Raw genomic sequence first — 25,868 nt, 5'->3', positions numbered from 1 at the left:
GCTGATCGCCGGCCGACTCACCCACGGCACTTCCTGGCCAATTTATTTCGGCACGATCAATATCTTGCCGTCGCGTTCGCCGCTGGCAGCCGCGGCCACTGCCTCCTTGATCTGGCTGACGTCATAGGTGGCGGCCACGCGGGTGTGCAGCTTGCCGCTGGCGATCAACCGGGTCAGCTCGCCGAACACCTTCATCTGCTCGGCCGGGGTGGCTTTCTGGAACCACTTGGCCAACCAGAAGCCGCGCAGGCTCACGTCGCGGAACACGAAGGACGCCGGTGAGACCTGGCAGGGCTGGCGGCTCATCATGCCGTAGTTGACCAGCACGCCGCCCTCGCTGAGGCTCGCGGCCAGGTGGTCGGTGGACTCGCCGCCCACCGCATCGATGCCCAGGCGCACCTCGGCGCCTGCGGTGGCCGCGCGTACGCGCTTGGCCAGGTCCGGCCCATCCACCAGCACCACGTCGCCACCTTCGGCCTGCACGCCCGCCACTGCCGACTCGCGGCGCACCACGTTGAGGGTCTTGAAACCGCGCAGCTTGGCCAGCTGAATCAGGTAGCTGCCGACCCCCGAGTTGGCGGCGTTCTGGATCACCCAGTCGCCGGGTTTGAGGTCGACGAACTGGCTGAGCAGCAGGGAGGCGGTCGGTGGATTGACGGTCAGCATCGCCAGTTGCAGTGGATCGGCCTCCGGCAACGGGATCAGTTTGTTCGCCGGCGCATTCAAGTGGCTGACCCAGGTGCCGCAACCGACCGGCAGCAGCACCAGTTGACCGACCTTGAGATTGCTCACCTCCGCGCCCAGTTCTGTGACGCGGCCGACGCCTTCGTTGCCGCCAATCGCCGGCAGCGGCGGCAGCATGCCGTATTCTCCGGTGAGGGTGAGCACATCGGAGGGGTTGATCGGCGCGGCCGCCACCTTGATCCGCACCTGGTCTGCGGCAGGTGCCGGTAGTTGTAGCTCGACCGCTTCGATCACTTCTTGCGGAACCGGGCCGCGGGTTTGGTATTCGGCTTTGAGCATGAGGATTCTCCAGTTGGTCGCGATTCATTCAGAGGACAGAGTCTAGACCTGAGTGGGCAGGGCGGAACTGATCCTGTTCAATTGATCGCAGTGATTGCTCTCGGCTTGCTGCACCTGAAACCGTGAACCTTGGCTTGCTCTTGTGGGTCTTCTCTCAAGAGGGCCGTGTGCACGGAATCGGCTCCGCGTTCGGTACGCCGAGCGACACGCTGACAGGAGAGGACGAGATGACTTACAACTGGGATCTGATCGAGCGCTTGTTGCATGAAGCACAGAACAGCGCGGGCAAACCTTTCGCTCCGCGCAATTACGCCGAAGAACTGGCCGCAGAGCTGCAGCGGGAGGGCGAGCAGACAGGCAACCTCGACGCCCTCAAGGTGCTGGCTACGCAGTATGAGGAACAACTACTGAGCGCGGGGTTCATCACGCCGCGGCCAGAGGACGAAGGCGGCAATGGCGAGAACTTCGTATTGACCGAACGTGGGGCGCAACTGTTGAGCATGATCGACAGCAGTTTTCCTGGCGGCGAGCATGCTCGCGAGTTGCTCGATCAGCAGGGCACGACAGCGCTGGTGCCAGAAGCATTCGACAAACTGGCCGGCCAGGCCAGCCTCTTGTAGTCCATTGCGTTGGCTGCTGCATGAGTCGAGGCCGTCTGAGGGAGGCATAGGGCCGCAACCTGGCTACACGTTCACCATGATTAGTCGTTTATGCTGCACGACAGCTGAACTAAGGGGACTGGCATGCAGTGGATGTTAGGGATAGTGCTGCTCTGGTTCAGTTTCTCGGCCGTGGCGGAGCCGTTGCGTCTGGGTATCGGGACGCACAAGCCGCCTTACGTGTTTCAAGGTGAAGCACGGGGGCTGGAGTACGAAATAGTGGCGGCTGCGGCGAAGCGCGCCGGCTTTGCCATGCAAGCCTTGCATATGCCGATGGAGCGCCTGCACTGGCTGCTGCGCCGTGGCGAGATCGACGCCATCGCCACCACCAACCAGCAGAGCGGCATTGATGCCTTCTATTCCGAGCCGCATATCTTCTACCAGAATGTTGCCGTGGCCTTGCGCGCGCGTAACTACAAAATCGAGCGGATTTCCGATCTGGGCAATTACTCGGTCAGCGCCTTTCAACGTGCACGCTTTTTGCTCGGTAGCGAATTTCAGCGGATGGCGCAGAACAACCCGCGCTATCGTGAAGAGGCGCAGCAGATTGCGCGTAACCGCCTGCTCTACAGCGGGCGGATCGAGGTGGTGGTGGCGGATATACGGATCCTGCGCTATCTCAATCGTGAGGTGCTCGATCAGGTCGATGTCAGCCAGCCACTGACCGAATACCTTATCTTCGCGCCAACGCCCTATCAGGTCGGCTTTCGCCACGAGGCCCAGCGCGACCGCTTCAATCGGGGGCTGGCGGCCATTCGTGCGAGCGGCGAGTACCGGGCGATCGAGCGGCGTTACGCGATGTATTGAGGTCGACAAATAGTGTAATGCGCTCTGGGCTGCAAGCCGGGTTGTGCTGGTGCATGATTGAGCATCCGGTCCGCCACTATCCGCTGCGAAGGAGATAAGCATGCTGCGCACACCCATACTTGCAGTTCTGGGCTTGACCGGCGTGCTGCTGATGCCGCTGGCTGCCGCGCAGGTTCGCGAATACCCCAGCGAACTCGGAAACCTGCAGGTCAGCCAGGTGGTCGCGGGGCTGGAGCATCCCTGGAGCATGGCCTTTCTGCCCGATCGGCGAGGCCTGCTGGTCACCGAGCGGCCTGGGCGTTTGCGCCTGGTAACTCTGCAGGGCGTGCTGTCGGAGCCCATCGAGGGCGTGCCGGCGGTCTATGCCAGAAGCCAGGGCGGGCTGCTCGATGTGGCCCTGTCGCCCGATTTTGCCGAGGATCGTCTGGTTTATCTGTCCTATGCCGAGGCCGGCGATGGCCAGTACGCCGGCACCACAGTCGGGCGCGGCAGGTTGTCAGCGGATCACCGCCAACTGGAAGATTTCGAGGTGATCTTCCGGCAGTTGCCAAAACTGTCCAGCGGCGCGCATTTCGGCTCGCGGTTGGTGTTCGACCGCGACGGTCATCTGTTCGTCGCCCTGGGCGAAAACAACCAGCGCTCGACCGCACAGGACCTCGACAAGCTGCAAGGCAAGGTGGTGCGTCTGCACCCGGACGGCAAAGTGCCGCACGATAATCCCTTTGTCGGTCAGCCGGGCGTTCGACCGGAGATCTGGTCCTACGGCCATCGCAACCAGCAAGGGGCTGCACTCAACCCCTCGACCGGGCAGTTGTGGACCCACGAACATGGCCCGCGCGGCGGCGACGAGATCAACATCCCGCAAGCCGGCAAGAACTATGGCTGGCCGCTCGCCACCCATGGGGTCAACTATTCGTTCCTGCCGATTCCGGAAGCGCAGGGCAAGGCGGTCGCCGGCACCGAGCCGCCGCACTATGTCTGGGAAAAGTCACCGGCAATCAGCGGCATGGCGTTCTATGACGGCGAGCCCCTTGCCGCCTGGCGGGGCAACCTGTTCATCGGTGCGCTGGTCGGGCAGGCTCTGATCCGCCTGGAATTGCGTGGCGATCAGGTGGTGCATGAGGAGCGTCTGCTGGAACAGCTCGATCAGCGCATCCGCGATGTGCGCCAGGGGCCGGATGGCTATCTCTATGTGCTGACCGACGCCAGCAACGGACAGTTGCTGCGCCTGGCCCTGCAGCCCCGGGAATAAGCGCCGGCTGACGGCGCTCACTGGGTCTTCTGGGCCTCGTCCTCGTCGGTCTTGGCCGCCAGCAGCTTGGGTTTCAGCGGCCTGCTGGTCACGCTGAAATCGAGGATCTCGATGGCGCCTTTACCCTCGCCGAGCAGGTGGAAGGAGAATGCCTTGCGTGCGGCCAGGTTGTTGAAGCTGAAGCTGATCTCGATCGGCTTGTCCTCGGTCAGGCGCGGCAGTTCAGGAATCGGCAAGGCCACGTCGCGCTCGAACTCCTTGGTTTTCAACTGCAGTGTGGCGCCTTCACTATCCATGCCCACGCCGCGCACTTTCAGGGTGACGGTGGTTTGCGTGCCGCGGGGCAGCTCCAGGTACTGGGCGCCGACCAGACTGTCCGCCCAGTCGTCGCCAACTTTGCGTTTCAGCTTGATGCGTTTGCGGTTGGCGAACTGGTAGTGCAGTTGCGCCTCACCGTTGTGCAGGGATTGGTTGAGCAGGGTGGCGCGCTGGCTGACCAGGCGCGACTCGCGACCGCTGATGCGGCCGAGGTAGGCCGCGCTATCGGCGATGAACCCACTGCTGGCATAGCGGCGGCAGACCTGCTGGAAGTCGCATTCGGTGAAGGTGCCCAGGCCGTCGTGCTGGCGCAGCATGCCGTTGGTGGCGGATAGCATGGCCCGCCCGCTGGTGTAGTCGCGCAGCAGCGAGCGGCCGGCGATATTTTCCGGGACTGGCAGGGCGAAATAGTCGAGCACCGACGCCGTCAGGTCGACGTGCCCGTAGACGCCACTCTTCAGCGCCGGCAGTTGCGCCTGTTCCGGCGCCAGCAGCAGGTTGAAGCCCCAGGCCGACGCCAGGCGCACGTTTTCCACACCATGGGATTCGTCGGAGGTGATCAGCACCAGGGTGTCCTTGAGCACGCCCTGTTTCTCCAGCCCGACGAGGAAGTCCGCCACGGCGTCATCCAGGTAGGCAACTACTGCCTGCTTGGCGGTCGGGTAGCGGTCGAGGTAGTCCTGCGGTGCCGAGTAGGGCTGGTGGGTACCGACGGTGAGCAGGGTGAGCATCCAGGGGCGTTTCTGCTGGCGCAGTTGCTTCACATAATCCAGGGCGCCTTCGAAATAGGTCTTGTCGTCCACGCCCCAGCCGAATTCCAGGTAGGGTTTTTTCTTGAACCAGTCGCGGCCCCGGGTCTTGTCGAAGCCCATGCGCGGCATGATCTGATCCTTGGCCATGAAGCGCAGTCCGGCGCCTTGCAGGTAATGGGTGGTGAAACCGCGCTGGCGCAGTTGCGCCGGTAGGCACTGCTCGCTGCGCTGGGGATTGCCGAGCAGTTCGATGCCTTTGGGTGTGCCGGAGTCGAGCTTGCTGTAGTCGCCGCAGAGCATGGCGTACAGGCCGCGAATGGTCTGGTGGCTGTGCAGCACATAGTCCGGGGTGAGCATGCCGCGCTCGGCCCACTGGCTGAGCCGCGGCATCAGCGCTTGCCGATAGCTGCTGTGCAGTGCCTTGCGGCTGGCGTCGATATAGGCGCCCGGGATGCCTTCCAGGGTGATGATCAGCACGTTGCGCGCCTGCCCCGGGTGGTCGAGCAACGGTGTGCCGACGAGGTCGAGCTGGTTGAATGTGCTGATGTCCGGCGGGCTGGTGGGATGGTCGCCGGCCAGCCAGTCCTCGAGGCGTAATTGTCCGGCGCTCAGGCTTTCCGCCAACATCTTGTGCGGCAGGTTGAACTGCAGCCACTGGGCGGCTTCGCTGGGGCTGCGGTACTGGTAGACGGTATGAGTCGCCAGCAATGACAGCGGGGCCAGCAGCCAGACCAGTTTGAGGTGTTGCCGTGGCGGCCCGCTTGTCCGCCAGCTCAGCAGCAGGTGCAGGGCAATGCCGAACGTCAGTGCCAGGGCCAGCAAGGGGTGGCTAAGGCCACCGCCCTGGGTCGAGTGACGGACGAATTGGGCATCGGCCAGGTAGTGCAGGTCCGCCGGCTCGGGCATGCGCCCGACCGCGCTGACCAGTTCGGCGTTGCTCAGGCTGAAGCTGCACCAGAGCAGGAGCACGGGCAGGCGCAGCAACCAGCTGCGGCCGTGCAGCAGGATCAACAGCAGGCTACCGATGGCCAGATCCGACAGGTAACCGAATGGGTGCGACCAGCCCAGGCCGTAGCGACTGGCCAGTGGGATGACGATCAATACCACGGCCAATGTCAGCGGGGCGATGGCCGGGTGCTGCAGCCAAGGGCTGGATGGGCGCACGGAGACTCCGGGGGTAATTTTTATAGATGTAGAGATATAGAGGATCGACGGCAATGCCGAGTTCACCGCGGCGCGCAGTTAGACATGATTCTGAAACATGCGTGTGCTAACCGCCAGTTGGGGCAGTTGAATACACAGAAATACAGGGGAGGGGATGAAGCATTAGCCCAGCGCCTTGTCTGGGGGAGCAAAGCGCTGCGGGGCTAAGGAGGCTCGGCTATTTCTTGCCGATGGTGATCTGCTTGGAAGCGCCGTAGACCTGGCCGCTGACACCCTTGGCGATCTGCTGGATTTCACCACCAGAGTTCAAGAAGGCGGCGATCTGCGCATCAATCGAGGCGCTGGTTTCTACGGCTGGAGCTGGTTTGGGCTTGCTGTTTGATGCTTTAACGCGCATGGCGGCCATTAACCTATTTAAAAATTAATTTGGCCGCTGATTGTACACGAACGACTTGACAATTACTTGATAAATAACACTGGCAACTCAAGTTGTGGCTATGCCAGTGATTTGCCGAATGGATGAATAGTGCGATGACACTGAGTAAGCCATTGTTTTATCAGTGCTCTGATAGAGGAGTGAACTGCCCGGCAGTTTCGGTGACGGGCGCTTTCCATTGGTCAGGTCGATTCGCGCGTCCTGGCCAGTTCCGGCGAGTCCGCGTGTCGACGCCAGGAAACCGGGCCGCAACTCAGGTAGAATGTCCGGCTCGCAACGAGGGTAGGGCACCATGGCTGTAATCGGACGAATGAATAGTTTGCAGGTCGTGAAACACACCGACTTTGGCCTGTATCTGGATGGCGGCGCGGATGGCGAAATATTGCTGCCCAAGCGCTATATCCCCAAAGACACGCCAAGTGAGGTGGAAGACTGGCTGAATGTATTCATTTACCTGGACAGCGATGACAAGCTGATTGCTACCACGGAAACCCCGAAAGTGCAGGTCGGTCAATTTGCCAGCCTGAAAGTGGTGGATATCAACCGCGTCGGTTTATTCCTCGATTGGGGGTTGCCGAAAGATCTGCTATTGCCCCACTCGGAAGAGAAACGCCCGCTGCAAGTCGGCGACTACTGCGTGGTCTACGTGTTTGTCGACAAGCGCAGCAAGCGCATCACCGCCACCGCGCGTCTGGATCGTTACCTGGACACCGTACCGCCCACTTACACGGTCGGTCAGGAAGTCGACCTGCTGGTGGTCGAGTCCACCGACATGGGCTTCAAGGCGATCATCAACGGCAAGCACTGGGGCCTGATCCACAAGAACGAACTGTTCAAGTTCCTGCGCAGCGGCATGCAGGAGAAGGGCTTTATCAAGGAAGTGCGCGCCGACGGCAAGATCAGCCTGAGCCTGCAGGCGGTTGGCCAGGAAGCGGCGAGCAGCCTGGGCGAACAGATCCTGGCCAAGCTGCGCGAGCACGATGGCGTGCTGCCGCTCAATGACAAGAGTTCGCCAGAAGCCATCAGCGCTTTGTTTCGCGTCAGCAAAGGCAACTTCAAGAAGGCCATCGGTGGCTTGTACAAGCAGGGTCGCATCGTGATTCACGACGACCGCATCGAACTGGCTACCAAGTAGCAGCGTTTCTCCGGCAGCAACGGGCTGCCGGCTGCTGCCCTGGCAGAGGGCGCGCGGGGTGTGTCTCAGCCCCGGTTTTTTACAAAACCCGCTTGAGCGCCCGCGGACTCCATTGAATAATGCCCAGGCTTTTGCCGTTGTAGCTCAGTTGGTAGAGCACGTCATTCGTAATGATGGGGTCGGGGGTTCGATTCCTCTCAACGGCACCACCGAATCAAAGGCCTGCAGTGATGCAGGCCTTTTTCGTCTGGGCGCGAGTGATCGGCGATGAAGGATAACGGCGATGTCACCCGCTTCAGCACTCCGCTCGGCTGCAAGTGCTGATGGCAGTGCCCTTAGTCGTGTTTACCCCATAGCTGTTCCAGGCGCTTGTCGCGGCCGCAGCCGTTGCGGTAGTAGGCGTAGCGCAGCGGGTTCTTCTGGTAATAGTCCTGGTGATACTCCTCGGCCGGATAGAAGGTGGTGGCGGGCAAGATTTCCGTGACGATCGGCTGGCTGAAGCGCTCCGAGGCTTGCAGGGCGGCTTTCGAGGCTTCGGCCTGGGCCTTTTCCTCGGGCGTGGCGTAGAAGATCGCACTGCGGTATTGCGGGCCGTGGTCGCAAAACTGGGCATTCGGTGTCACTGGGTCGATGGTCGGCCAGTAGGCTTCCAGCAGCTTGGTGTAGCTGGTCTGGTTTGGGTCGAAACGCACCTGCACCGCTTCGATATGACCGCTACGGCCCGCCGAAACCTGTTCATAGCTGGGATTATCCAGGTGCCCGCCGATGTAGCCGGAGGTGGTGGACAGTACGCCGGGCTGCTTGTCGAAATCCGCTTCGGTGCACCAGAAGCAACCGCCGGCGAATACCGCAACAGCAGAGCCCTGTGTGCTGGAGTCGCTCGGCATTGCTGCCGGGGCCTGGCTTGTTTCGGCCGACGACGGTCCGCAGGCGCTGAGTAACCCGGTCAGGAGCAGGACGGCCGCGCTCAGAGGCCCGCGGCAGAGCCAGAATGGGGCTTTAGCAGTCATGTTCAACTCCTCAGTGCGGGCAAGGCTTCATCCTGGGGAATGAAACGCAACGCGACGCCGTTGTTGCACCAGCGTTCGCCGCGAGGCTGCGGGCCATCGTTGAACAGATGGCCCTGGTGGCCCTCGCAACGGGCGCAATGGTATTCGGTGCGCGGGAAGATAAGTTTGAAGTCACGCTTGAAGCCGGTGTGGCCGGCGATCGCCTGGGTAAAACTCGGCCAGCCGGTGCCGCTTTCGTATTTATGCTGACTGTCGAACAGCGGCAGATAGCAGGCGGCGCAGATATAGGTGCCCGCGCGCTTTTCCTGGTTGAGCGGGCTGCTGCCTGACTGTTCGGTGTCCTCTTCGAAAAGGACCGCATAGGCTTCCGGCGACAGCAGTTCGCGCCACTCGCTGTGCGCTTTGTCCAGCGGCACCACCGTTACGGCTTGGCTGGTGCCTTCGGCCAGACTGAGCGGCGCCTGGCTGGCGAGCAGCGGCACGGTGGGCAGCAGGGCCATGCCCTGGAGGAATGATCGACGTTTCATGGCAGCTCTCGAGGAGATGGTGTGCTCAATAGACTGGCTGAAGCCCTGCTTGTTACAGTTGCTGGCCGATCTTTTGTGCATGCTGGGTGCGTCACCTTCATGGCAGGGGCGCTATGCATCTACAACCCGCCATCGGCGTAATGAGGGCGATCGCTTGGTGGGTTGCGCGGCGCGCGGTGCCTGACCGATCAGCGCTTGACGCCACTAACCCACCCTTGTATCTCGACATTTCAGAGTTGTCGCGATACTAGTGCGCGGGCAGTCGCTCCGGGGTGGGCAGTGCATCATCGATGATGGTGCGGTTGCGCCCGGCGCTTTTGGCCTGATACAGGCATTGGTCGGCGCGCTCCAGCCAGCATTCCCAATGCTCGTCGTCGCGCAGGATGGCGCCGCCGATCGAGACGGTCACCGGGCCGCCCGGGCCCGGTAGGTTCTGGGCAATCTGCTGTTGCAGATGGGTCGACGCGGCTAGCAGGCCGCGCTCGTCGGTGTTGGGTAACAGCAGGAGGAACTCTTCGCCGCCGAAGCGGAACAGGCGATCCTCCTGGCGTGAGCAGCACTTGATCAGATCGACGAAGGCCACCAGCACCTGATCGCCCGCCTGGTGGCCGAACCTGTCGTTGATCTGCTTGAAGTGATCCAGGTCCATCACCAGTACGCCATAGCTGTTGCTGTGCCGGCGATGGGTGGAGACGGCGATCTTCAGCTCCTCATTCATCGCGCGGCGATTGCGCGCGCCGGTCAGCGGATCCTGGCTCGCCAGGATCTGCAACTGGTCGCGCTGGCTGCGAGTGCGGAAGGCGAAGATGAAGGTCAGGACGCTGGCCAGCATGCCGGTGACCAGGAACGACAGCATCTGGTAGCGGCTCTCGAATACCGTGCCCGGTACCAGCAGTGCATAGCCGACCAGGGTCGACAGCACCAGTACGGTGGCCACCATGGCTTTCCCCGGGGAGACCATGAAGAAATTGAACAGGATCAGTGGGTAGATCCAGAACAGCCCGTTGACCCCCAGGTTGATGGCGATCAGCGTCGAGCCCAGCGAGAAAATGATCGCCAGGTAGATGCCGGGTTTGACCGTATCGCCGGTACGCCAGGCGTAGAGCACGGCACAGATGGTAGAGAACACGATGGTGGTATCGGCGGCGCTGACCAGATAATTGCCTTCTGCCAGCCGATACACGGCATAGGGTGAGATGCCCATGATGCCGAACAGGCTCATCAGGGTAATGATGGACAGCTGGAAGTCGTTGCGCAGCCGCTTGAGCAGTCGCTGGGTCAGTCTGGCCATGAGCGGCTCTTGTCGTTGTTATGGGTCAAGGATGCAGAGCTTTGCCTGAGCCGGCAAGGGCAGAAGTTGAACAAAGTGCCAGCATTTGCGCCAAGCTGGCGAATAGTGCGGCATCCGTCTGCCGCTGCTGTGGTGGGTGTGTTGGCTACCGGCACAGGGCGATCAGATTTTTCGTGCGCCGATAGCGTGACAGCCGCTCGGCGAGTGTCTTGGGTAGGTTGGTGCAGGGCAGAAAGCCCAGGTTTTCATAGAAGCTGTGCAGCTCGGGATCACAGAACAACCAGACCGATTCGCTGGTCTGTACCAGGGCCTGCTCGATCAATTGACGCGCCAGCCCTTGGCGGCGTTGGCTCGGTGCGACGAACAGGCCGCTGAGCCAATACCCCTGTGCCAGCGGGCGCAGGCACAGGGCGGCGATAATCGCTGTGTGTTGCGCGACCCATACCTGAGCCCGGCGGTCGACGCGCATGGGGGAGCGATGCGCACGGTAGAACTCATCCGCCAGCGGCAGCAGTGGGGCAGGAAGAGCGCGACAGTGCAGATCGGGCATAGGGCAAGACATTCATCGAGAGTGGCGGGTTCGCGGCTCATCCGCCCAGCACAGGCCATTGGCCAGTGCTGGGCGAGTGGTTCAGGCGCTGGTGGAATGACTACCGAGCAGGGTTTTCTCGGCGTGTTTGCCTTTTTTCGTCATGCGCTTTTCTTGCGCTGTTTTAAGCGGTTTCTTTTTTGCCTGTTTCTTTGAGTCCATGCCTTTGCTCATGATCTTCACCTCGGTCTAGATAGCGGTTGAGTGATGCGCGGAGCGTAAGAGCTTTTCAGTCATTGTCACCTCCCAACTGCATGAGCCTGTTTGATCGAAGTCTACGCCGATGGCTGAACAATAGCCGACCAGTTGCGCGCTGATGCCGCGCGCCTGGGGTATGCCAGTCCGCTTGTTGCTGAGGGGCGATTAGGCTGCCGTCACGGCATCAGGCGTGGCGAAGCAGGCGCTCGGCAGTGATTTCCGGCAGATCCTGGCGCTGCATATACACCCGCAACGGTTCGCCGATATTCAGGCGCTCGTCGATGCGCAGGTCAAGGAGTAATTGGATGCGCTCACGCCTGAGCGTCATCAACTGGTCTGGGCCGGCACACCAGACGAACTCGCAGCTCGGGGTGATGCTGTCCTGCGGCACATCCAGGCCGAACGAATCTTCGCTGAAGCGCACGATATGTTGGGCGGTTCTGCCATTGAAACCGACAAAACCCTGCAGTTGGTCGGCGGCCTCGCAGATGCTGGCGGACGTGATACTCATATGAACCTCGCGCGTTACGACTGTTTGGACCCAGGGGGTGGTCGCTACAGGCTAAGGCGTTACGCGCAACGTGCATTGCTTCCGATCAATAGGCCGACGGTTAGGCGCGAATCCTTGCTGGCGAGGTGCCGCTTGGCTTGGCCTGTCCGTCGAACGGGGCCGTCAGGCGCTAGCGCTACTCGTCCGTGGAGGTGGAGAAGACGTTGATCTGGCCGAAAGGGGCGCTGGGCATGCCGACATTTACCGCCATCAGTGGCGAGTTGTTGATCCAGATGTCGTCGATCACGATGGTTTTGCCGATGTCTTCATTGTCCGCCGCCACCAGCAGGTAATAAGTACCGTCTTCCGGCGCCTCGCCATCCCAGCCCAGGCTGACTTGTCCGACTACGGCGGTGGCGCGCGAGGGTTGGCTGGCAATCACCGTGCCGTAGGCGTCGAGCAGCAGCGCGCGCGGTTTGAGGGCGAATTTGTTGAAGCCCAGGCAGGCGTTGTGGCATAGCGAATTGACGTTGAGCGCATAGCGCTCGCCCTTTTTCAGTTGCAGGGAGAACACCCGGTAATTGGAGATAGAGCTGCCGAAGTCCAGCCGCGGCTGATCTGCGCCAATCTGCCAGGTTGGCGGCAACAGCCCAGGGTTCACCGGCAGGGGGATCGCCTGGACATTATGGATAGCTTCGAGATTGCTCTTGGCGATCGGGCCATGTGCCGAGCGTACAGTGTGTTCATAGGTCGACTGCGGGTTACCGGCGCAGGCGCCGAGCAACAGGCAGGTGGTCAGGGTGATTAGTAGGCGCAAGATAAAACTCCTGGATGACAGCGTCCTTGTGTGCCCATAACGCGCTCCCGGCGCGACGGGCGCGCATTCTACTCGCTTCGATCAAGTCTGAGTGTGATCGATGCCCTGTGTTCGTTTGACGGCGCATATTATAGACCAGCCCAGCGACGTCGGCGGTTGAATGTTCAGCGTGCGCGTCATGCCCTTGCTGGTCGCCCGGCTAGAGCCCTGGGCGGCAACGCTCTAACCAGGGCATACGGCGGCAGAGGACGTTAGTCGCGTCGATCCAGCGGGATCACTCCGTGCCGAGAATCTCCTGCAGGACAACGGCGAGGTCGCGGATGGCCTGCGCGCCATTGCCGGTAAAGGCCGAGCCATGCATGGTCGCGAGCGTCCTGGGCCTGAGCTGCGCCAGGCGCTCGAGCGTCGGCGCGGTCTGCCGGGTGTAAGGCATATAGGAGGCGAGCGGGCAGTTTTCATAGTCCAGCAGTGTTTGCCTGGCCCTGCCGATTACATCCGAGGCGGTCAACGGCTCCACATCGCCGTTCTGATGGAAGAGGTCGGAGCAGAGCAGGGTGCCCTGGGTTTCCTCGAAGAACAATCCGGCATCCCAGCAGTGCGGAACGTGCGGCGTGCGCAGGAAGCGCAAGCGGTACTTGCCGGTGCTGATCAGTTCCCCGTCGCCGAGCGCCTGTGCGGGCCTGGCGGCGACCACATCGTCGACACTCACCAGCTTGCCCACCAAACTGCACAGGGCGCAGGCCTCTGGTGCCAGGGTCTGCCACTCGCGCAGCGACCCGCACTCATCGGCCTCGAAGTGGCTGAACGCGATCCAGCGCAGGGTGCTGGGGTCGATCAGCGTTGCCACGGCGTCCCGCACGGCGGGAAACAGGCCGCGCATGCCGGTGTGCAGCAGCAGGGGCTGCTCGTCGCGCAGGAGGAATTGATTGAACTGCAGGTCGGCCTCGCGAACATAGGTCGAGATCCGGAACAGGTCCGGGGCGATTTCGCTGACAGTGGTCATGGTGGTCTCCGTTATCCAGAGTGCTGCGCTGGGCGGCAACTGTCCGAACACATCAGGAGTTTGCGCGGCGAAGCATTAAACAGATGTCCGCCCTGCATCTGCCTTGCCTGGCAGCAGGCTGCTGGAACGATGCCATCAGCAACTATAGCTCTTGCCTACTACAGCCTAAAGCGAAGCCGGATCGATCCGTGTGTGCGGGGGGGCGGAGACGAATAGCGTTCGAAAAAACTGTTCTGTTCATGCTCGGTCCCTCTGCAATCAGTATTTCAGCTGATTTTCAGGACGTTGATTATGGTCAATCAATGATTCGTTAGGCATGCAACTATTTTGCCTGGATTTATCAATAGCTCTGCCAGTAAGGATGAGGACAGGCATATGAAAGAGTTGAACTGCAAACTTGCCACAATGTTCTGTGCGGCGGTTTCTTGCGCCTGGGCGCTAACCTCGACAGCGGCAGTCGCCGCGACCGAAGCGGAGTTGCCGGTGATCGTTCAGGAGCTGGTCGCGCCCCCGGCGCTGCCGGCACCTATTACGCGCAAGAGCCCGGCGCGGGTGGTGGTCAATCTGACCGTGGAAGAAGTCGAACGGGAAATAGCGCCCGGTACGCGCTACATGTTCTGGACGTTTGGCGGCACCGTGCCGGGCAAAATGATTCGGGTGCGTGAAGGCGATACCGTTGAACTGCATCTGCAGAATCTGGCCAGCAACAAGCTGCCGCACAATATCGATCTGCATGCCGTCAGCGGCCCCGGTGGCGGCGCCGAGCAAACCCTGATCGCCCCGGGCAACGAAGCGGTCTTCACCTTCAAGGCCTTGGCCTCGGGATTGTATGTCTATCACTGCGCCACGGCGCCAGTGGGCATGCATGTGGCCAATGGCATGTACGGCATGATTCTGGTCGAACCCAAAGAGGGCATGTCCAAGGTTGACCGTGAATACTATGTAATGCAGGGCGATTTCTATACCAGCGGCGCCTACCGTGCCGACGGCCTGCAGAACTTCGATATGCAGAAAGCAGTCGATGAAAAACCCACCTATGTGTTGTTTAACGGTGCCGATGGCGCCTTGACCGGCAAGGGTTCGCTGACCGCCAACACCGGCGAAAAAGTGCGGATGTTTTTCGGCGTCGGCGGCCCCAATTTGGTATCCAGCTTTCATGTGATAGGCGCGATCTTCGACCGCGTCTATGGCGATGGCGGCACCGGTTATCAGGAGAATGTGCAAACCACCCTGGTACCGCCTGGCGGCTCGACTATCGTCGAATTCGTGCCCAAGGTGCCGGGCAACCTGACCCTCGTCGACCACTCGCTGACCCGCGCCTTCAACAAGGGGGCAGTCGGTTTGCTGACGGTCAGCGGTGCCAAGCAGCCGGAGATTTTCGGCGAAGGCGTGAAGCAGCCCCTGCCGGCTGTGGCGGGTCAGGTAGCCGCGGCCAAGGCGCCGCTGCCGAAGATACCCAATGGCGATGTCGCTATGGCGCGTGGCAAGGCGGTTTACGAGCGGGTCTGTGCGGCCTGCCACTTGCCCGATGGCACAGGGGTGGCCGGGGTATTCCCGCCGCTGGCCAACTCCGACTTCTTCCAGGAACGGCCGTATGAGATGGCCTATATCGTCCTGCACGGTCGCAGCGGCAAGCTGGTGGTCAACGGCGAACACTACAACGGTGTGATGCCGCCGCAGGATCTGAATGACAACGATGTGGCGGCGGTGATCAATTACATCAATGTGGCCATGAACCAGGGCAAGCCGGTACTGACCGCGGAGCAGGTCAGTGAAATGCGTCAGGTCAAGAAGTAATGAAGTTGGCGGCGCCACTCGCCTGCCGCTGCGGCGCGTTGCTGCTCTGGCTCCTCTGGGGCGTGGTGGGCAGTGCCTGGGCCGCCGACTACCGGTTGCTGGCGGGTGGCGAGTTTCGCAGCGTGTTGCCGGCCGATGGGGAACGTTCCGCGGCCAGCATCCGGCCATTCTGGCTACGCAGCACGCCGGTGAGCAATGCCGAGTACCTGGGGTTTCTCCAGGCTCATCCGCAGTGGCGGCGTGGTGCGGTGCCTGCGGTGCTGGCCGGCGCCGACTATCTGGCGTTGTGGGTCGGGCCGCTGGCGTTCGCGCCGCTGCAGGCCGATGCGCCGGTGACCCAGGTCAGCTGGCATGCCGCCCAGGCCTTCTGCGTCAGTGAGCAGGCGCGTTTGCCGACCTGGTACGAGTGGGAGTTTGCCGCCGCGGCCGACGAACTGCGCGCCGATGCGCGCGGCGATCCGGTTTGGCTGGCGCGCATTCTCGCCTGGTACTCGCGTCCGGCCAATCTGCCGCCCCAGGCCATAGCGCTGCAGCCGGCCAATTACTACGGCATCCATGATCTGCACGAACTGACGTGGGAGTGGGTCGAGGACTTCAACGGTCTGTTCGTCAGCGCAGACAGCCGGACCCAGGGCGAGCAGAAACAGCTGGCCTTCTGTGGTGGCGCGGCCCTGTCGCTGAACGACAAGGACAACTACGCGGTTCTGATCCGTTTGGCCCTGCTGGCGGCCATGGAGGCCAATCAGGGCGGCAACTATCTGGGTTTTCGCTGCGCGCGCGACCCAGCCCCCCATTTATCAGGAAGCCCCAATGAATAGAGTCAAACGTATGGGTCTGGCGCTGCACGGCGCCTTGTTGTCCGCTGTCTTGCTGCTGACCCCCGGCGTATTACCGCTGGCGCAGGCGGCGCCGGTGAATACCGCGCTCGCCGGCTTGCCCGCCGACTCGTTGTATGGCTTGGCGATGCCCCTCACCGATGCGCAGGGCGAGCGTTTCGATTGGCGCGAGATGGCTGGCACGCCGCTGCTGGTTACCATGTTCTATGGCGACTGTGCCTCGGCCTGTCCGGTGCTGATGCAGAGCCTGCAGCGGACCATTGCCGAGCTTCGGCCCGAGGCGGGTACGCTTCGGGTGCTGATGGTCAGCCTGAATCCGCAGCATGATACGCCCGCCTCGTTGGCGCATCTGAGCCACATGCACCAGCTCGATCCGCGCTTTTTCCGCCTGGCGGTGGCAGCGAGCGAAGGGCAAACCCGCGCCATGGCGGCGGCGTTACGGATCAAGTATCGGGTTCTGGACACTGGCGAAATAAGCCACAACACCAGGGTCACCCTGTTGAATGCGGAGGGTCAGGTCGCCGCCAGCAGCACATTGCTCAAGCCCGTCGCAGACCAGGCCCTGCTGTTGGCGGTTCGTCAGGCTTTGCAGTGAGCGCTTGTGAATAAACGCTCGTCTATGCAGACGCCCGCTGGCGTGGCGCGCCTCGCCGCGAACGTCTGGAGGCGGCCTCGCGACGGCGCTCGATATTTTCACAGCCTCTGAGCGGGCTGTGAACTCGGATGGTTGCCGGTCCGCGTCGCCGCTGCCCTGACTGCGTGGATGCGCCACCGCTGTCTATGCTTAGCGCATCGAAGGCGGCTCGAGCATGCGGGGCTATTGCAGCCAGTTGCTGTGTTTGCGGGTGAGGGCGAGCCGGCCTGTTGTCGTCCACGCTCGTGGCAGATTCATCCGCTTGGCGGTGTAGCAGTGCGTCCAGGCCCGTAGCCGGAACAGTCCGCAATGACAGTGCGCCGTCCGCTCAAGATTCTTTTCTATTGCAATGTGCTGATTGTCGGCCTGCTGCTGGGCTACAAGGTCTATCTGAATGTTGTGCTGTCCGACTTCGAGGCCGAGCACACCCCTCAGGTCGAGGCGATTCAGGCGCGGCTGGAGAGTCGGGATAGTTACAGCTTCGCGGTGGTGGGCAATATCAATAACTCCGTCGGCATTTTCGAGCGACGCATTATTCCCATGCTCAACGCGTCCGGCGTCGATTTCATCATCTCCGCCGGTAATGCGGTCAGCGGTGGCGGCGAGGACAAGTACCGGGCGCTGCACGGCACCCTGAGCCACTTGCAAGTACCCTATGTGCTGACCTTTGGCGCCCATGAATACGAAGAGTTCGGCAGTTATCGCTTCTACGAGCACTTCGGTCCGCATTTTTTCAGTTTCCGGGCCGGTCACAGTCGCTTCATCTTTCTCGACAGCACCGGCAAAACGCCTTGGCGCTGGCAGGTTCTCTGGCTCAAGGAGCTTTTGCGTCAGGGTGATGCACGGCAAACCTTTGTCTTTACCGGCAAGCCGCTGCTGCACGGCGAAACACCTGTCCGTTTTACTGGCGAACAGGATTACCTGCAGCCCGCGGTGTTCCGTGAAGCGTTGCTGGAGCTGATCGCCGAACACCCGATCGATGCGGTATTTGCCGCCAACCTGCCGCTGTTTTCCGAACAGCGGCGCGGCAATACCCGCTTTATTACCAGCGGTGGGGCGGGTGGCCTGCTTCTGAGTGATCAGGCCAGTTTTCATCATTATGTGCAGGTGTTGGTATCAGCGCAGGGCATGGACATCCAGGTGCAGCAACTCGACGTCGGCCAGCACCCGCTGTTCAAGCAACTCGAGAACATCTGGCTGTTCATCTATTCGCTGTTCTACGTTGGCTATCTGAACTTCATTCTGCTGGTTTGCGGCCTGGCCATCGCCGCGATCAAGCTCTACACCTTGGCTTTCGCCGAGCGCGACTATTATCCGAACTTCGATCTGGATCCCTCGCCCTGGCTGGAGAAGCCGCTGCGGATCGTGATGTTCACCAACAACTACCTGCCTTTTATCGGTGGTGTTCCCATCTCGATCGAGCGGCTATGGCGGGGGCTGGCAGCCATGGGCAACGCTGTACTGCTGATCGCGCCACGTTATCGAGATCAGCCGCGGGTAGAGCCGCATGTGCTCAGGGTGCCGTCGATTCTGGCCATGGGCGAGAAGCGCGAGTTCCGCCTGGCCAATATTTTTCTACGGCGTATCGGCCGGGCGGTCAGGGACTTTCGCCCCGACCTGATTCACCTGCACCATCCTTTCTGGCTCGGTTCGCTGGGCCTGTTGTTGGCGCATCGGCTGCGCGTGCCGGCGGTTTTTACCTACCACACCAGGCTGGAACACTATGCTCACTTCGTGCCGCTGCCTGGCATGCTCTTCCGCAACTTCATCTCCCATGCGCTGATCAAGCGCTTCGCCAATAAATGCGATGCGGTGATCGTGCCTACTTACTCCGCCGAAGAATACTTGCGCATGATCGGTGTGAAGAAACCCGTCTTCGTGCAACCCACGGGTATCGACTACCGGCGCTTTCAAGAGGTGACGGCGCAGCAGGTCGCGCGCCTCAGGACGGCGCTGGACATTGGCGACGAGCAAGTCCTGATCAGTGTGTCGCGGCTTTCCAATGAAAAGAACATCGATTTCCTCATTGATGCAATCGCCAGTCTGCGCGGGCAGACCGAACGGCCTTTTCTCGTCCTGATGATCGGTGACGGCCATCAGCGCGAGCGCCTGCTCAGGCGTATCGACGAGTTGAATCTTGCTCGCCATTTCAGGCTGCTCGGCGCCGTGCCGCCAGAGGACATGGCGACTTACTACCGGCTGGGCCAGCTGTTTCTCTTCGCCTCCAAATCGGAAACCCAGGGCATGGTCATTCTGGAAGCCATGGCTGCCGGCTTGCCCGTGGTGGCGGTGCGCTCGAGTGGTATCGACGATGTGGTCAGGCAGGGTTACAACGGTTTCAAGACGCCGGAGAACCTGGCCCTGTGGTGCGCGCGGGTGACCCAGTTGCTCGAGGACGAGCGGCTACGCGAAGAGATGTCCGGCCACGCCCTGCTGGTGGCGGCGGAGCACTCCATCGAGAAGTTCGCCGAGGGCGTCAAGGAGATCTACGGCACGGTCTTGGCCGCCTCGCGTGCCCAGCAAGGCGGTCGCTGGCGCTGATGGATTGCTGCGCTGCTCGGCGTACGTCTACAGCCGGCCTTCTTGGCGCAGACGGCGCAGCACCCAGTGGCGGTAGCACCAGGAGAACATGGGTTTGAGGCCGGGCAGGCCGAGCAGCCAGGCCAACGGGCGTAGGGCCGGGGTGCGCGACATCAGCAGGATGTAGGCGTCCAGTTCGCGATGAATGCGGCCTTGGGCGTCTTCGACATGCAGTTCGGTCAGCGCCAGGTGCGGGTCGATGCCGGCCGCCCGCAACTGCTCTTCCCTGTCACTGATGTCCACCCATTCGACACTGTCGTCGCTGCGCGTGCGCAACTTTTCATAACGGCGCCGGTCAGCCACGCAGCGCGGGCAGGCACCGTCGTAATAGACCTTGAGTCTGGCCATGGGGCAGATCTGGTGGCGGGGTTTATTAGCAGTTTAGAACAGCAGCGCGCGCCCCTCGGGCGAGGGGCGCGGTGGTTCAGAGGTTGTGAAAATATCGAGCGAGAGTTTTTTCACAGCCTCCTAGATCAGCTCGGCCCACATGTCATATTCGTCGGCGTCGACGATGCGCACCCGGACCTTGTCGCCAGGTTTGACGGCGGTGCTGGCGATAAACACGCTGCCGTCGATTTCCGGGGCATCGGCGTAGCAGCGCGCTACTGCGCCCTGATCGTCGACTTCGTCGATCAGCACTTCCAGCTCCTTGCCGACCTTCAGCTGCAGGCGTGCGGCGCTGATGGCCTGTTGGTGGGCCATGAAGCGGTCCCAGCGATCCTGTTTGATCTCGTCCGGCACGTGGTTATCCAGCAGGTTGGCCGATGCGCCCTCTACCGGTGAGTACTGGAAGCAACCGACGCGATCGAGCTGGGCTTCGGTCAGCCAGTCGAGCAGGTACTGGAAGTCTTCTTCGGTTTCGCCGGGGAAGCCGACGATAAAGGTCGAACGGATGGTCAGTTCCGGGCAGATCGCGCGCCAGTTCTTGATCCGCGCCAGGGTCTTGTCTTCGAAGGCCGGGCGCTTCATGGCCTTGAGCACTTTCGGACTGGCGTGCTGGAAGGGGATGTCCAGGTACGGCAGCAGTTTGCCGGCGGCCATCAGCGGGATCAGTTCATCGACGTGCGGGTAGGGGTAGACATAGTGCAGGCGCACCCAGATGCCCATGCTCGAGAGTGCTTCGCAGAGTTCGGTCATGCGGGTTTTCACCGGCTGGCCGTTCCAGAAGTCGGTCTTGTACTTCATGTCGACGCCGTAGGCGCTGGTGTCCTGGCTGATCACCAGCAGCTCCTTGACCCCGGCCTTGACCAGGCGCTCGGCCTCGCTGAGCACTTCGCCGACCGGGCGGCTGACCAGCTTGCCGCGCATCGAGGGGATGATGCAGAAGCTGCAGCTGTGGTTGCAGCCTTCGGAAATCTTCAAATAGGCGTAATGCCGCGGGGTCAGCTTGATGCCTTGCGGCGGCACCAGGTCGATCAGCGGGTTGTGCTCGGTAGAGGGCGGCACCACTTCGTGTACGGCATTGAGTACCTGCTCGTACTGCTGCGGGCCGGTGACGGAGAGCACGCTGGGGTGCACGTTGCGGATCGCACTTTCTTCCACGCCCATGCAGCCGGTGACGATGACCTTGCCGTTCTCGGCCAGGGCCTCGCCGATCACTTCCAGGGATTCGGCCTTGGCGCTGTCGATAAAGCCACAGGTATTGACCACCACCACGTCGGCGTCCTGGTAGGTCGATACGACTTCGTAACCTTCCATACGCAGTTGCGTGAGGATGCGTTCGGAATCGACCAGGGCCTTTGGGCACCCAAGGCTTACGAATCCGACTTTCGGCGTGGCGGTGGTGGACATGCGGCGAACCTCAGGTTTTGAAGGACGGGCGCTGGAGGCGCCTCTGATCAAAAAGTGCGCAATTCTAGCGGTGGATTGCCGGATTGACCAGCACTTGAGGGGTTGTGAAAAGACGCTCGTCTATAGACACCCTTCGCGCCGACCAAATTACCTCGGGCAATCCGCGACCTGTAGGGTGTCTCTCGTCGCAGGCAGAGCCCCGTGGTTCATCGGTGCGGCACAAAACTGGCCGGCTGTCGCTACGCTCCGAATGGATCGCCGCCCGGCGTTCTGTTCCGAACGCCCGCGGGTGAAAGACGGCGGGCGTTCAGCGTTCGCTTCGTCTGGTGCGCCCGGCCGTCCTCCGGCTCTGCGTGTCGGCGATCAGGCCCGGCGCGGCAGAATGCGCAGCAAGGTATTGTCGCGGCCTATGAAGTGGTGGAACAGGCCGGCGACGGCGTGCAGGCCGATCAGCCAGTAACCGGCGACCCCGGCCCATTCGTGCCATTCCTTTACAGTGCCGGCGAGCTTGGGGGTCTTGTCGACCAGCGCCGGCAGTTCGAGGCCAAAGAACGGTATGGGCTTGCCGGCTGCGCTGAGGATCAACCATCCGGCCAGTGGTGCGCCGATCATCAGGGCGTAGAGTGCCAGGTGCATTATCTGCGCGGGCAAGTTCTGCCAGGCGGGCAGGGCGGGTTTGATCTTCGGTGTCGGGGCAATGAAGCGCGCCAGCAGACGCAGCCAGACCAGCGCGAATACCGCCATGCCGAGCATGAAGTGCCACTGCTTGAGCAGGTCGCGGGTTTCGCTGCCTTTGGGGAAGTTGCCCTTGAGTTCGATGCAGGCATACACGCCTGCGATCAGCACCAGCATCAGCCAGTGCAGGGTGATCGATAGACTGCCAAAACGCGTATCGGTATTTTTCCAGGACATGGTGATGCGGCTCCGCTGCTGTTTGGATTGAACAGCGCAAGCATAGGCACGTGAAGCTTAAGCTTTGCTGAGCGGGAACGCTGTTCGCGCCTGGAAACCCGAATGGCGGAAAGCAAGAAGGCCACTCGATTGAGTGGCCTTCTTGAGTATCTGGTTGCGGGAGCAGGATTTGAACCTACGACCTTCGGGTTATGAGCCCGACGAGCTACCAGACTGCTCCATCCCGCGCCGCCAATTCTATCCGTATGAGCATTCTTGTCAATCGATTTCTGCTTTTCAATCAATTGCGTTAATGACTGTGGCGAGCGCGCAAACGAAAAAGGCCACTCGATTGAGTGGCCTTTCCGGAAACTGGTTGCGGGAGCAGGATTTGAACCTACGACCTTCGGGTTATGAGCCCGACGAGCTACCAGACTGCTCCATCCCGCGCCGCCAATTCTATCCGCATGAGTGTTCTTGTCAACTGATTTCTGCTTTTTAATCAATTGCTTAAGTAGGTCTGGAAGGCGCAAACGAAAAAGGCCACTCGATTGAGTGGCCTTTTCGGAAAACTGGTTGCGGGAGCAGGATTTGAACCTACGACCTTCGGGTTATGAGCCCGACGAGCTACCAGACTGCTCCATCCCGCGGCGCCAATTCTATCGCCAAAAAACCGTCTGTCAACTCTTGTCTTGGGAAAAACTGTTGTTCGTTCAGGTGCTTAGCGTTGTGTCGGGCGCTTGAGTCCGGCGTCAGGCCCGGCTGGCCGGGGCTTGGCGAGGGATAAGGCCGGGCGAGCGGGGGTGTCGGGGGTGTCCTGTCAGGTGGGGCTCTGCGCCGTCCGATCATCGCTGGCATAGCCCATCAACCCGCTGTTGGGCTAGAGTCGGCGGTTATTCAGTTGGAGAATGATGATGGGACTCGAATGTAAAGCCTGCGGTGCGCCGCTACCGAACCAGGCAACGACCTGCCCGGCCTGTGGCGTTGACGTGCCGCCGCTTGCGCCGAAGAAGACCAAGCTGCTGCCGCTGGCGGCCTTCATGCTGATTGTGATCCTGGTGATTCAGGCCTATATGAACAAGCCTGACACTAAGGTGGTCGAGCCTGCGCCAGCGGCCGAGACGGTGGAGAAGTAGCGGACGGCTGAATTAACGACAACGGAATATGAGCGCCAGAAAGATCATCCACGTCGATTGCGACTGCCGTCCCCGAATATTTTTTGGCTTCCTTCTGATGGTCGAGTGCTGCGCCGCCAGGGCGTTTGGTGTCCGTTAGCGTTCGCTGCGTGCTCGCCCAACAGAGGAAAAAGTGGGTATTTAAGCGGGGTTCGTAACCCGCGAGAGGATACCCACCATGCCTTTGACCGATGTCCAGAGCCGCCAAGCCAAGCCCGGCCTCAAGCCCCGTAAACTTAGCGATGAGCGGGGGCTTTTCATTGAGATTCGCCCTGCCGGGAGCACGCTCTGGCGCTACCGGTACAAAATCGACGGTGTCGAGAACGTTTTCGCCATCGGCGAGTATCCCGAGGAGGGGTTGGCTGATGCCCGTGCGGAGCGTGATAGTGCCCGGGCTTTGGTAAAGCAGGGCCGGCTCCGGTCCATGTTCGCTTCCAGCCCTTGCTGCCGCACGGCGTTCTCGGCTTCAAGCCGAGCGGCGAGGGTGCTGATCGAGCGGGAACGGTACTCGAACCTGAAGGCAGGGCTTCCTGTTTTCTGTCTGACGCTCCACTCGACAAGGGTAAACTGTAGATTGTTTGGCTTTTTCTTTCGGGGCTGCTGGGGCTCATCGGCTACATGCCACAAACCAAGGCCGTGGCCCTTTACTATCGACAACTTACTGAGCCCGCCCGCGCGGCATGACTCATACCAAAGAGCCCTTGGAATCCCCCGGGCGGTTCAGATTCGAACTGTCCTCACATCCCCAGACTGAAAGGCAGACCAGCGGGCTTCCTGGCAGATATTCACCGGTTCAGGCAAGGCGGTCGGCCAGTTAGGCCCCATACACTTCACTACGAGTTAATCGCGCACAACAACGAACGCGAGAAGTAGTGATGAACCTATATCAGCCTGACTTAGTTACCCAGCACAGCGGCCATATCTGTGATCGCCAGACCCGTGTCGAGGACGCTGCCTTGATTCTTTCGGGGATGAAGGGCTAAGGCCAAATACCTCGCGCATTTCAGCTTCCGATATCTGCTTGGCGCTCAAGTGGGTCGTTTCCTTCAAGGGGCACAGTAGTTAAGTGACTGGGCTGTAAGTCGCCGTGGGAAGTTTATTCAGGGGAGGAGGTTGATATCTGTTGGCGTCGCGAGGGCGAGGTGGCTGGCAGTGTGTGCTGGAAGGGAGTACCTGCTAACACTGAATGGTTGTGGGTGGCCGGGGTGGTTCAGGTCATTGCTGTCGTGCTTGTCGCTTACCAGCGCCAGGGGAGGTTTAGTCTGCCTCGGTGTGACTCGGGGGAAAGTAGTTGGTGGCTTATTGCTATAGAAGTCATGATAATGGCGTCATTATATTGTCTGGCTCGCGCCCGCGGAAATATCGGCCAATGCAATGCTCACTAGTTCCCGCCCCAGGAGCGCGAAATGGATAGCTATCCGAATGAGCTGCTCAGTGCCTTGGTCGAAAGGATCGGTCTGGGCATCATCGTGCTCGATGCGAATACGCGTATTCAGCATTGGAATGCTTTCGTCGCCCAACGTTGTGGCAAGAACCTTGACCAAGCCAAGGGGCAGCTTTTTGTGAATATCTTCCCTGAGGCGGATACCTCGCGCTTCGAGCGGATGGTCGAATTGGCGCGTGACAAGTCCACGCATGTCTACAGTCACTGGCTGGAAATGCCGGCTCTTGTGGAGTTGCCTGTGTCAACGGCCGAGCATGGGCTACTGGCGCTGCAGAGCACCTTGTTTTTTCCCTTCGAAACCCCCGATGGCAGTATCCACTACGGCTTGGTGATGTATGAAACCAGTACTCTGGCTCAATCCAGCGAGCAGCTGGAGCTGGCTCTGAATGCCTTGGGTGGTAAGCAGGTGGAGCAGGATCAGCTGCTTCGAAAATTGGAAGCTGCCAATAGTCAGCTGTTGCAATCGGAGAAAATGGCGGCAATCGGTCAATTGGCGGCGGGTGTCGCTCACGAGATCAACAACCCCATCGGCTATGTGTTCTCGAACCTCAAGACCCTCGATGGTTATGTGCATGACCTACTGAAGATCATCGATGCGGTAGACGGTGCTACGAGCCTTGATGACGTGCGTCAACTCAAGCGCAGCCTCGAATACGACTACATTCGAGGCGATGTGGAAGCGTTGATCAGCGAGTCGGGGGATGGCATCGATCGAGTCAAACAGATCATTAGCGCGCTCAAGGACTTCTCCCATATAGAGGAGGAGGAATTTCGTCTGGCCGATCTGCACCGCGGTTTGGATAGCACCCTCAACGTGGTCAGCAACGAATTGAAGTACAAGGCTGAAGTGGTCAAGGAGTATGGCGCGTTGCCGGAGGTGGATTGCATCTCCTCGCAGATCAATCAGGTAGCGATGAATCTGTTAGTCAATGCTGCACATGCCATCGAGAAATTTGGACGTATCACCCTGCGCACTGCATGCGACGGCGACTGGATCTGGATCGAGGTCGAGGACACGGGTAAAGGCATCGAGCCGAAGCTACTCAATCGCATTTTTGAGCCTTTCTTCACGACCAAGCCGGTAGGCAAGGGAACCGGGCTTGGCCTGGCTCTTTCCTACAGCATCGTGCAGAAGCATCACGGGCGTATAGAAGTTCACAGTGAGGTGGGTAAGGGTTCGCGCTTTCGCGTCTGGCTACCGGTTCATCAGCCGAGTGCTTTGGTTCAGGCCGATGGGCAGGCGATATGA

25 protein-coding genes and 4 tRNA genes are annotated in these 25,868 nt (G+C 60.9%); 12 read left to right on the top strand and 17 right to left on the bottom strand.

What is annotated here, in order from left to right:
* Positions 1-42 precede the first annotated feature (42 nt).
* On the bottom strand, positions 43-1,023 hold the full coding sequence (locus R3355_RS00470; protein WP_318946667.1) for a zinc-dependent alcohol dehydrogenase family protein: 981 nt from the start codon (positions 1,021-1,023) through the stop codon (positions 43-45).
* 227 nt (positions 1,024-1,250) lie between these two features.
* Between R3355_RS00470 and R3355_RS00465 the strand changes: the two genes are divergently transcribed.
* The 3 genes from R3355_RS00465 (at position 1,251) to R3355_RS00455 (ending at position 3,741) form a co-directional block, all read left to right on the top strand.
* Positions 1,251-1,643, top strand: a complete 393-nt coding sequence (locus R3355_RS00465; protein WP_318959596.1) for a transcriptional regulator — start codon at positions 1,251-1,253, stop codon at positions 1,641-1,643.
* Between the two features lie 123 nt (positions 1,644-1,766).
* Positions 1,767-2,489, top strand: coding sequence for a substrate-binding periplasmic protein (locus R3355_RS00460; protein ID WP_318959595.1), 723 nt, complete (start codon positions 1,767-1,769; stop codon positions 2,487-2,489).
* A 151-nt stretch (positions 2,490-2,640) separates the two neighbouring features.
* Positions 2,641-3,741 (top strand): PQQ-dependent sugar dehydrogenase, encoded by a 1,101-nt coding sequence (locus R3355_RS00455; protein WP_318959924.1) that lies wholly within the window; start codon positions 2,641-2,643, stop codon positions 3,739-3,741.
* Positions 3,742-3,758: 17 nt separating this feature from the next.
* Here R3355_RS00455 and R3355_RS00450 read toward each other — a convergent pair whose 3' ends face one another.
* Together R3355_RS00450 and R3355_RS00445 are read right to left on the bottom strand one after the other, a co-directional pair.
* Positions 3,759-5,975, bottom strand: a complete 2,217-nt coding sequence (locus R3355_RS00450; RefSeq protein ID WP_318959594.1) for an LTA synthase family protein — start codon at positions 5,973-5,975, stop codon at positions 3,759-3,761.
* 217 nt (positions 5,976-6,192) lie between these two features.
* Positions 6,193-6,381, bottom strand: a complete 189-nt coding sequence (locus R3355_RS00445; RefSeq protein WP_170862154.1) for a hypothetical protein — start codon at positions 6,379-6,381, stop codon at positions 6,193-6,195.
* 322 nt (positions 6,382-6,703) lie between these two features.
* On the opposite strand from R3355_RS00445, the gene R3355_RS00440 reads away from it, so the two are divergent.
* Entirely contained in the window at positions 6,704-7,546 is an 843-nt protein-coding gene (locus tag R3355_RS00440; RefSeq protein ID WP_318959593.1) for a S1 RNA-binding domain-containing protein, read from the top strand.
* 133 nt (positions 7,547-7,679) lie between these two features.
* Positions 7,680-7,755 (top strand) — tRNA-Thr (locus tag R3355_RS00435).
* A gap of 126 nt (positions 7,756-7,881) precedes the next feature.
* Here R3355_RS00435 and msrA read toward each other — a convergent pair.
* The 8 genes from msrA to R3355_RS00395 form a co-directional block, all read right to left on the bottom strand.
* Positions 7,882-8,556: a peptide-methionine (S)-S-oxide reductase MsrA gene (msrA, locus tag R3355_RS00430; RefSeq protein ID WP_318959592.1), complete on the bottom strand. Its 675-nt coding sequence runs from the start codon at positions 8,554-8,556 to the stop codon at positions 7,882-7,884.
* A gap of 2 nt (positions 8,557-8,558) precedes the next feature.
* Positions 8,559-9,083 carry a peptide-methionine (R)-S-oxide reductase MsrB gene (gene msrB / locus R3355_RS00425; RefSeq protein ID WP_318959591.1) on the bottom strand — a complete coding sequence of 175 codons (525 nt, stop codon included), beginning with the start codon at positions 9,081-9,083 and terminating at the stop codon, positions 8,559-8,561.
* Positions 9,084-9,330: 247 nt separating this feature from the next.
* Complete coding sequence (locus R3355_RS00420) at positions 9,331-10,374, bottom strand: GGDEF domain-containing protein (protein WP_318959590.1); 1,044 nt, start codon at positions 10,372-10,374, stop codon at positions 9,331-9,333.
* A 145-nt stretch (positions 10,375-10,519) separates the two neighbouring features.
* Entirely contained in the window at positions 10,520-10,924 is a 405-nt protein-coding gene (locus tag R3355_RS00415; RefSeq protein ID WP_318959589.1) for a GNAT family N-acetyltransferase, read from the bottom strand.
* A gap of 81 nt (positions 10,925-11,005) precedes the next feature.
* Positions 11,006-11,137, bottom strand: coding sequence for a hypothetical protein (locus tag R3355_RS00410; RefSeq protein WP_318959588.1), 132 nt, complete (start codon positions 11,135-11,137; stop codon positions 11,006-11,008).
* 208 nt (positions 11,138-11,345) lie between these two features.
* On the bottom strand, positions 11,346-11,672 hold the full coding sequence (locus R3355_RS00405; RefSeq protein WP_318959587.1) for a DUF2025 family protein: 327 nt from the start codon (positions 11,670-11,672) through the stop codon (positions 11,346-11,348).
* A gap of 175 nt (positions 11,673-11,847) precedes the next feature.
* Entirely contained in the window at positions 11,848-12,468 is a 621-nt protein-coding gene (locus R3355_RS00400) for a hypothetical protein (RefSeq protein ID WP_318959586.1), read from the bottom strand.
* A 274-nt stretch (positions 12,469-12,742) separates the two neighbouring features.
* Complete coding sequence (locus R3355_RS00395; protein WP_318959585.1) at positions 12,743-13,471, bottom strand: hypothetical protein; 729 nt, start codon at positions 13,469-13,471, stop codon at positions 12,743-12,745.
* 375 nt (positions 13,472-13,846) lie between these two features.
* On the opposite strand from R3355_RS00395, the gene nirK reads away from it, so the two are divergent.
* From nirK to R3355_RS00375, 4 genes are all read left to right on the top strand, one after another.
* The gene (gene nirK, locus R3355_RS00390; RefSeq protein WP_318959584.1) at positions 13,847-15,268 is read left to right on the top strand and encodes a copper-containing nitrite reductase; all 1,422 of its coding nucleotides are present in this window, start codon (positions 13,847-13,849) and stop codon (positions 15,266-15,268) included.
* Positions 15,268-16,086: a formylglycine-generating enzyme family protein gene (locus tag R3355_RS00385; RefSeq protein WP_318959583.1), complete on the top strand. Its 819-nt coding sequence runs from the start codon at positions 15,268-15,270 to the stop codon at positions 16,084-16,086. The genes nirK and R3355_RS00385 overlap by 1 nt, the downstream gene beginning before the upstream one ends.
* On the top strand, positions 16,079-16,699 hold the full coding sequence (locus R3355_RS00380; protein WP_318959582.1) for an SCO family protein: 621 nt from the start codon (positions 16,079-16,081) through the stop codon (positions 16,697-16,699). The genes R3355_RS00385 and R3355_RS00380 overlap by 8 nt, the downstream gene beginning before the upstream one ends.
* A 348-nt stretch (positions 16,700-17,047) precedes the next feature.
* Entirely contained in the window at positions 17,048-19,279 is a 2,232-nt protein-coding gene (locus tag R3355_RS00375) for a glycosyltransferase (protein WP_318959581.1), read from the top strand.
* A gap of 27 nt (positions 19,280-19,306) precedes the next feature.
* On the opposite strand, the gene R3355_RS00370 is transcribed toward R3355_RS00375, so the two are convergent.
* The 6 genes from R3355_RS00370 to R3355_RS00345 form a co-directional block, all read right to left on the bottom strand.
* On the bottom strand, positions 19,307-19,666 hold the full coding sequence (locus R3355_RS00370) for a DUF393 domain-containing protein (protein WP_318959580.1): 360 nt from the start codon (positions 19,664-19,666) through the stop codon (positions 19,307-19,309).
* 120 nt (positions 19,667-19,786) lie between these two features.
* Positions 19,787-21,109, bottom strand: coding sequence for a 30S ribosomal protein S12 methylthiotransferase RimO (gene rimO, locus R3355_RS00365; protein ID WP_318959579.1), 1,323 nt, complete (start codon positions 21,107-21,109; stop codon positions 19,787-19,789).
* Between the two features lie 363 nt (positions 21,110-21,472).
* Entirely contained in the window at positions 21,473-22,021 is a 549-nt protein-coding gene (locus R3355_RS00360; protein ID WP_318959578.1) for a cytochrome b, read from the bottom strand.
* Positions 22,022-22,172: 151 nt separating this feature from the next.
* Positions 22,173-22,249: transfer RNA gene (locus R3355_RS00355), tRNA-Met, on the bottom strand.
* A gap of 124 nt (positions 22,250-22,373) precedes the next feature.
* Positions 22,374-22,450: transfer RNA gene (locus R3355_RS00350), tRNA-Met, on the bottom strand.
* Positions 22,451-22,573: 123 nt separating this feature from the next.
* Positions 22,574-22,650, bottom strand: a tRNA-Met gene (locus tag R3355_RS00345).
* A 264-nt stretch (positions 22,651-22,914) separates the two neighbouring features.
* On the opposite strand from R3355_RS00345, the gene R3355_RS00340 reads away from it, so the two are divergent.
* The 3 genes from R3355_RS00340 to R3355_RS00330 all read left to right on the top strand — a co-directional run bounded on the left by R3355_RS00340 (position 22,915) and on the right by R3355_RS00330 (position 25,868).
* Positions 22,915-23,136 (top strand): zinc ribbon domain-containing protein, encoded by a 222-nt coding sequence (locus R3355_RS00340; protein ID WP_318959577.1) that lies wholly within the window; start codon positions 22,915-22,917, stop codon positions 23,134-23,136.
* Between the two features lie 217 nt (positions 23,137-23,353).
* Complete coding sequence (locus R3355_RS00335; protein WP_318959576.1) at positions 23,354-23,929, top strand: Arm DNA-binding domain-containing protein; 576 nt, start codon at positions 23,354-23,356, stop codon at positions 23,927-23,929.
* A gap of 652 nt (positions 23,930-24,581) precedes the next feature.
* Positions 24,582-25,868 (top strand): ATP-binding protein, encoded by a 1,287-nt coding sequence (locus R3355_RS00330; RefSeq protein WP_318959575.1) that lies wholly within the window; start codon positions 24,582-24,584, stop codon positions 25,866-25,868.

The organism is Pseudomonas sp., assembly GCF_033723075.1.
In the GTDB taxonomy this organism is placed as follows: Bacteria; Pseudomonadota; Gammaproteobacteria; order Pseudomonadales; family Pseudomonadaceae; genus Aquipseudomonas.
The sequence above is the reverse complement of the archived record's forward strand: the minus strand, read 5'-3'. Positions and strand labels throughout refer to the sequence as shown.

Bases quoted from the DNA above. Each gene is read 5' to 3' on its own strand.
- R3355_RS00470 (WP_318946667.1), bottom strand. From the start codon at position 1,023: ATGCTCAAAGCCGAATACCAAACCCGCGGCCCGGTTCCGCAAGAAGTG.
- R3355_RS00465 (WP_318959596.1), top strand. From the start codon at position 1,251: ATGACTTACAACTGGGATCTGATCGAGCGCTTGTTGCATGAAGCACAG.
- R3355_RS00460 (WP_318959595.1), top strand. From the start codon at position 1,767: ATGCAGTGGATGTTAGGGATAGTGCTGCTCTGGTTCAGTTTCTCGGCC.
- R3355_RS00455 (WP_318959924.1), top strand. From the start codon at position 2,641: ATGCCGCTGGCTGCCGCGCAGGTTCGCGAATACCCCAGCGAACTCGGA.
- R3355_RS00445 (WP_170862154.1), bottom strand. From the start codon at position 6,381: ATGGCCGCCATGCGCGTTAAAGCATCAAACAGCAAGCCCAAACCAGCT.
- R3355_RS00440 (WP_318959593.1), top strand. From the start codon at position 6,704: ATGGCTGTAATCGGACGAATGAATAGTTTGCAGGTCGTGAAACACACC.
- msrA (WP_318959592.1), bottom strand. From the start codon at position 8,556: ATGACTGCTAAAGCCCCATTCTGGCTCTGCCGCGGGCCTCTGAGCGCG.
- msrB (WP_318959591.1), bottom strand. From the start codon at position 9,083: ATGAAACGTCGATCATTCCTCCAGGGCATGGCCCTGCTGCCCACCGTG.
- R3355_RS00420 (WP_318959590.1), bottom strand. From the start codon at position 10,374: ATGGCCAGACTGACCCAGCGACTGCTCAAGCGGCTGCGCAACGACTTC.
- R3355_RS00415 (WP_318959589.1), bottom strand. From the start codon at position 10,924: ATGCCCGATCTGCACTGTCGCGCTCTTCCTGCCCCACTGCTGCCGCTG.
- R3355_RS00410 (WP_318959588.1), bottom strand. From the start codon at position 11,137: ATGAGCAAAGGCATGGACTCAAAGAAACAGGCAAAAAAGAAACCGCTT.
- R3355_RS00405 (WP_318959587.1), bottom strand. From the start codon at position 11,672: ATGAGTATCACGTCCGCCAGCATCTGCGAGGCCGCCGACCAACTGCAG.
- R3355_RS00395 (WP_318959585.1), bottom strand. From the start codon at position 13,471: ATGACCACTGTCAGCGAAATCGCCCCGGACCTGTTCCGGATCTCGACC.
- nirK (WP_318959584.1), top strand. From the start codon at position 13,847: ATGAAAGAGTTGAACTGCAAACTTGCCACAATGTTCTGTGCGGCGGTT.
- R3355_RS00385 (WP_318959583.1), top strand. From the start codon at position 15,268: ATGAAGTTGGCGGCGCCACTCGCCTGCCGCTGCGGCGCGTTGCTGCTC.
- R3355_RS00380 (WP_318959582.1), top strand. From the start codon at position 16,079: ATGAATAGAGTCAAACGTATGGGTCTGGCGCTGCACGGCGCCTTGTTG.
- R3355_RS00375 (WP_318959581.1), top strand. From the start codon at position 17,048: ATGACAGTGCGCCGTCCGCTCAAGATTCTTTTCTATTGCAATGTGCTG.
- R3355_RS00370 (WP_318959580.1), bottom strand. From the start codon at position 19,666: ATGGCCAGACTCAAGGTCTATTACGACGGTGCCTGCCCGCGCTGCGTG.
- rimO (WP_318959579.1), bottom strand. From the start codon at position 21,109: ATGTCCACCACCGCCACGCCGAAAGTCGGATTCGTAAGCCTTGGGTGC.
- R3355_RS00360 (WP_318959578.1), bottom strand. From the start codon at position 22,021: ATGTCCTGGAAAAATACCGATACGCGTTTTGGCAGTCTATCGATCACC.
- R3355_RS00340 (WP_318959577.1), top strand. From the start codon at position 22,915: ATGGGACTCGAATGTAAAGCCTGCGGTGCGCCGCTACCGAACCAGGCA.
- R3355_RS00335 (WP_318959576.1), top strand. From the start codon at position 23,354: ATGCCTTTGACCGATGTCCAGAGCCGCCAAGCCAAGCCCGGCCTCAAG.
- R3355_RS00330 (WP_318959575.1), top strand. From the start codon at position 24,582: ATGGATAGCTATCCGAATGAGCTGCTCAGTGCCTTGGTCGAAAGGATC.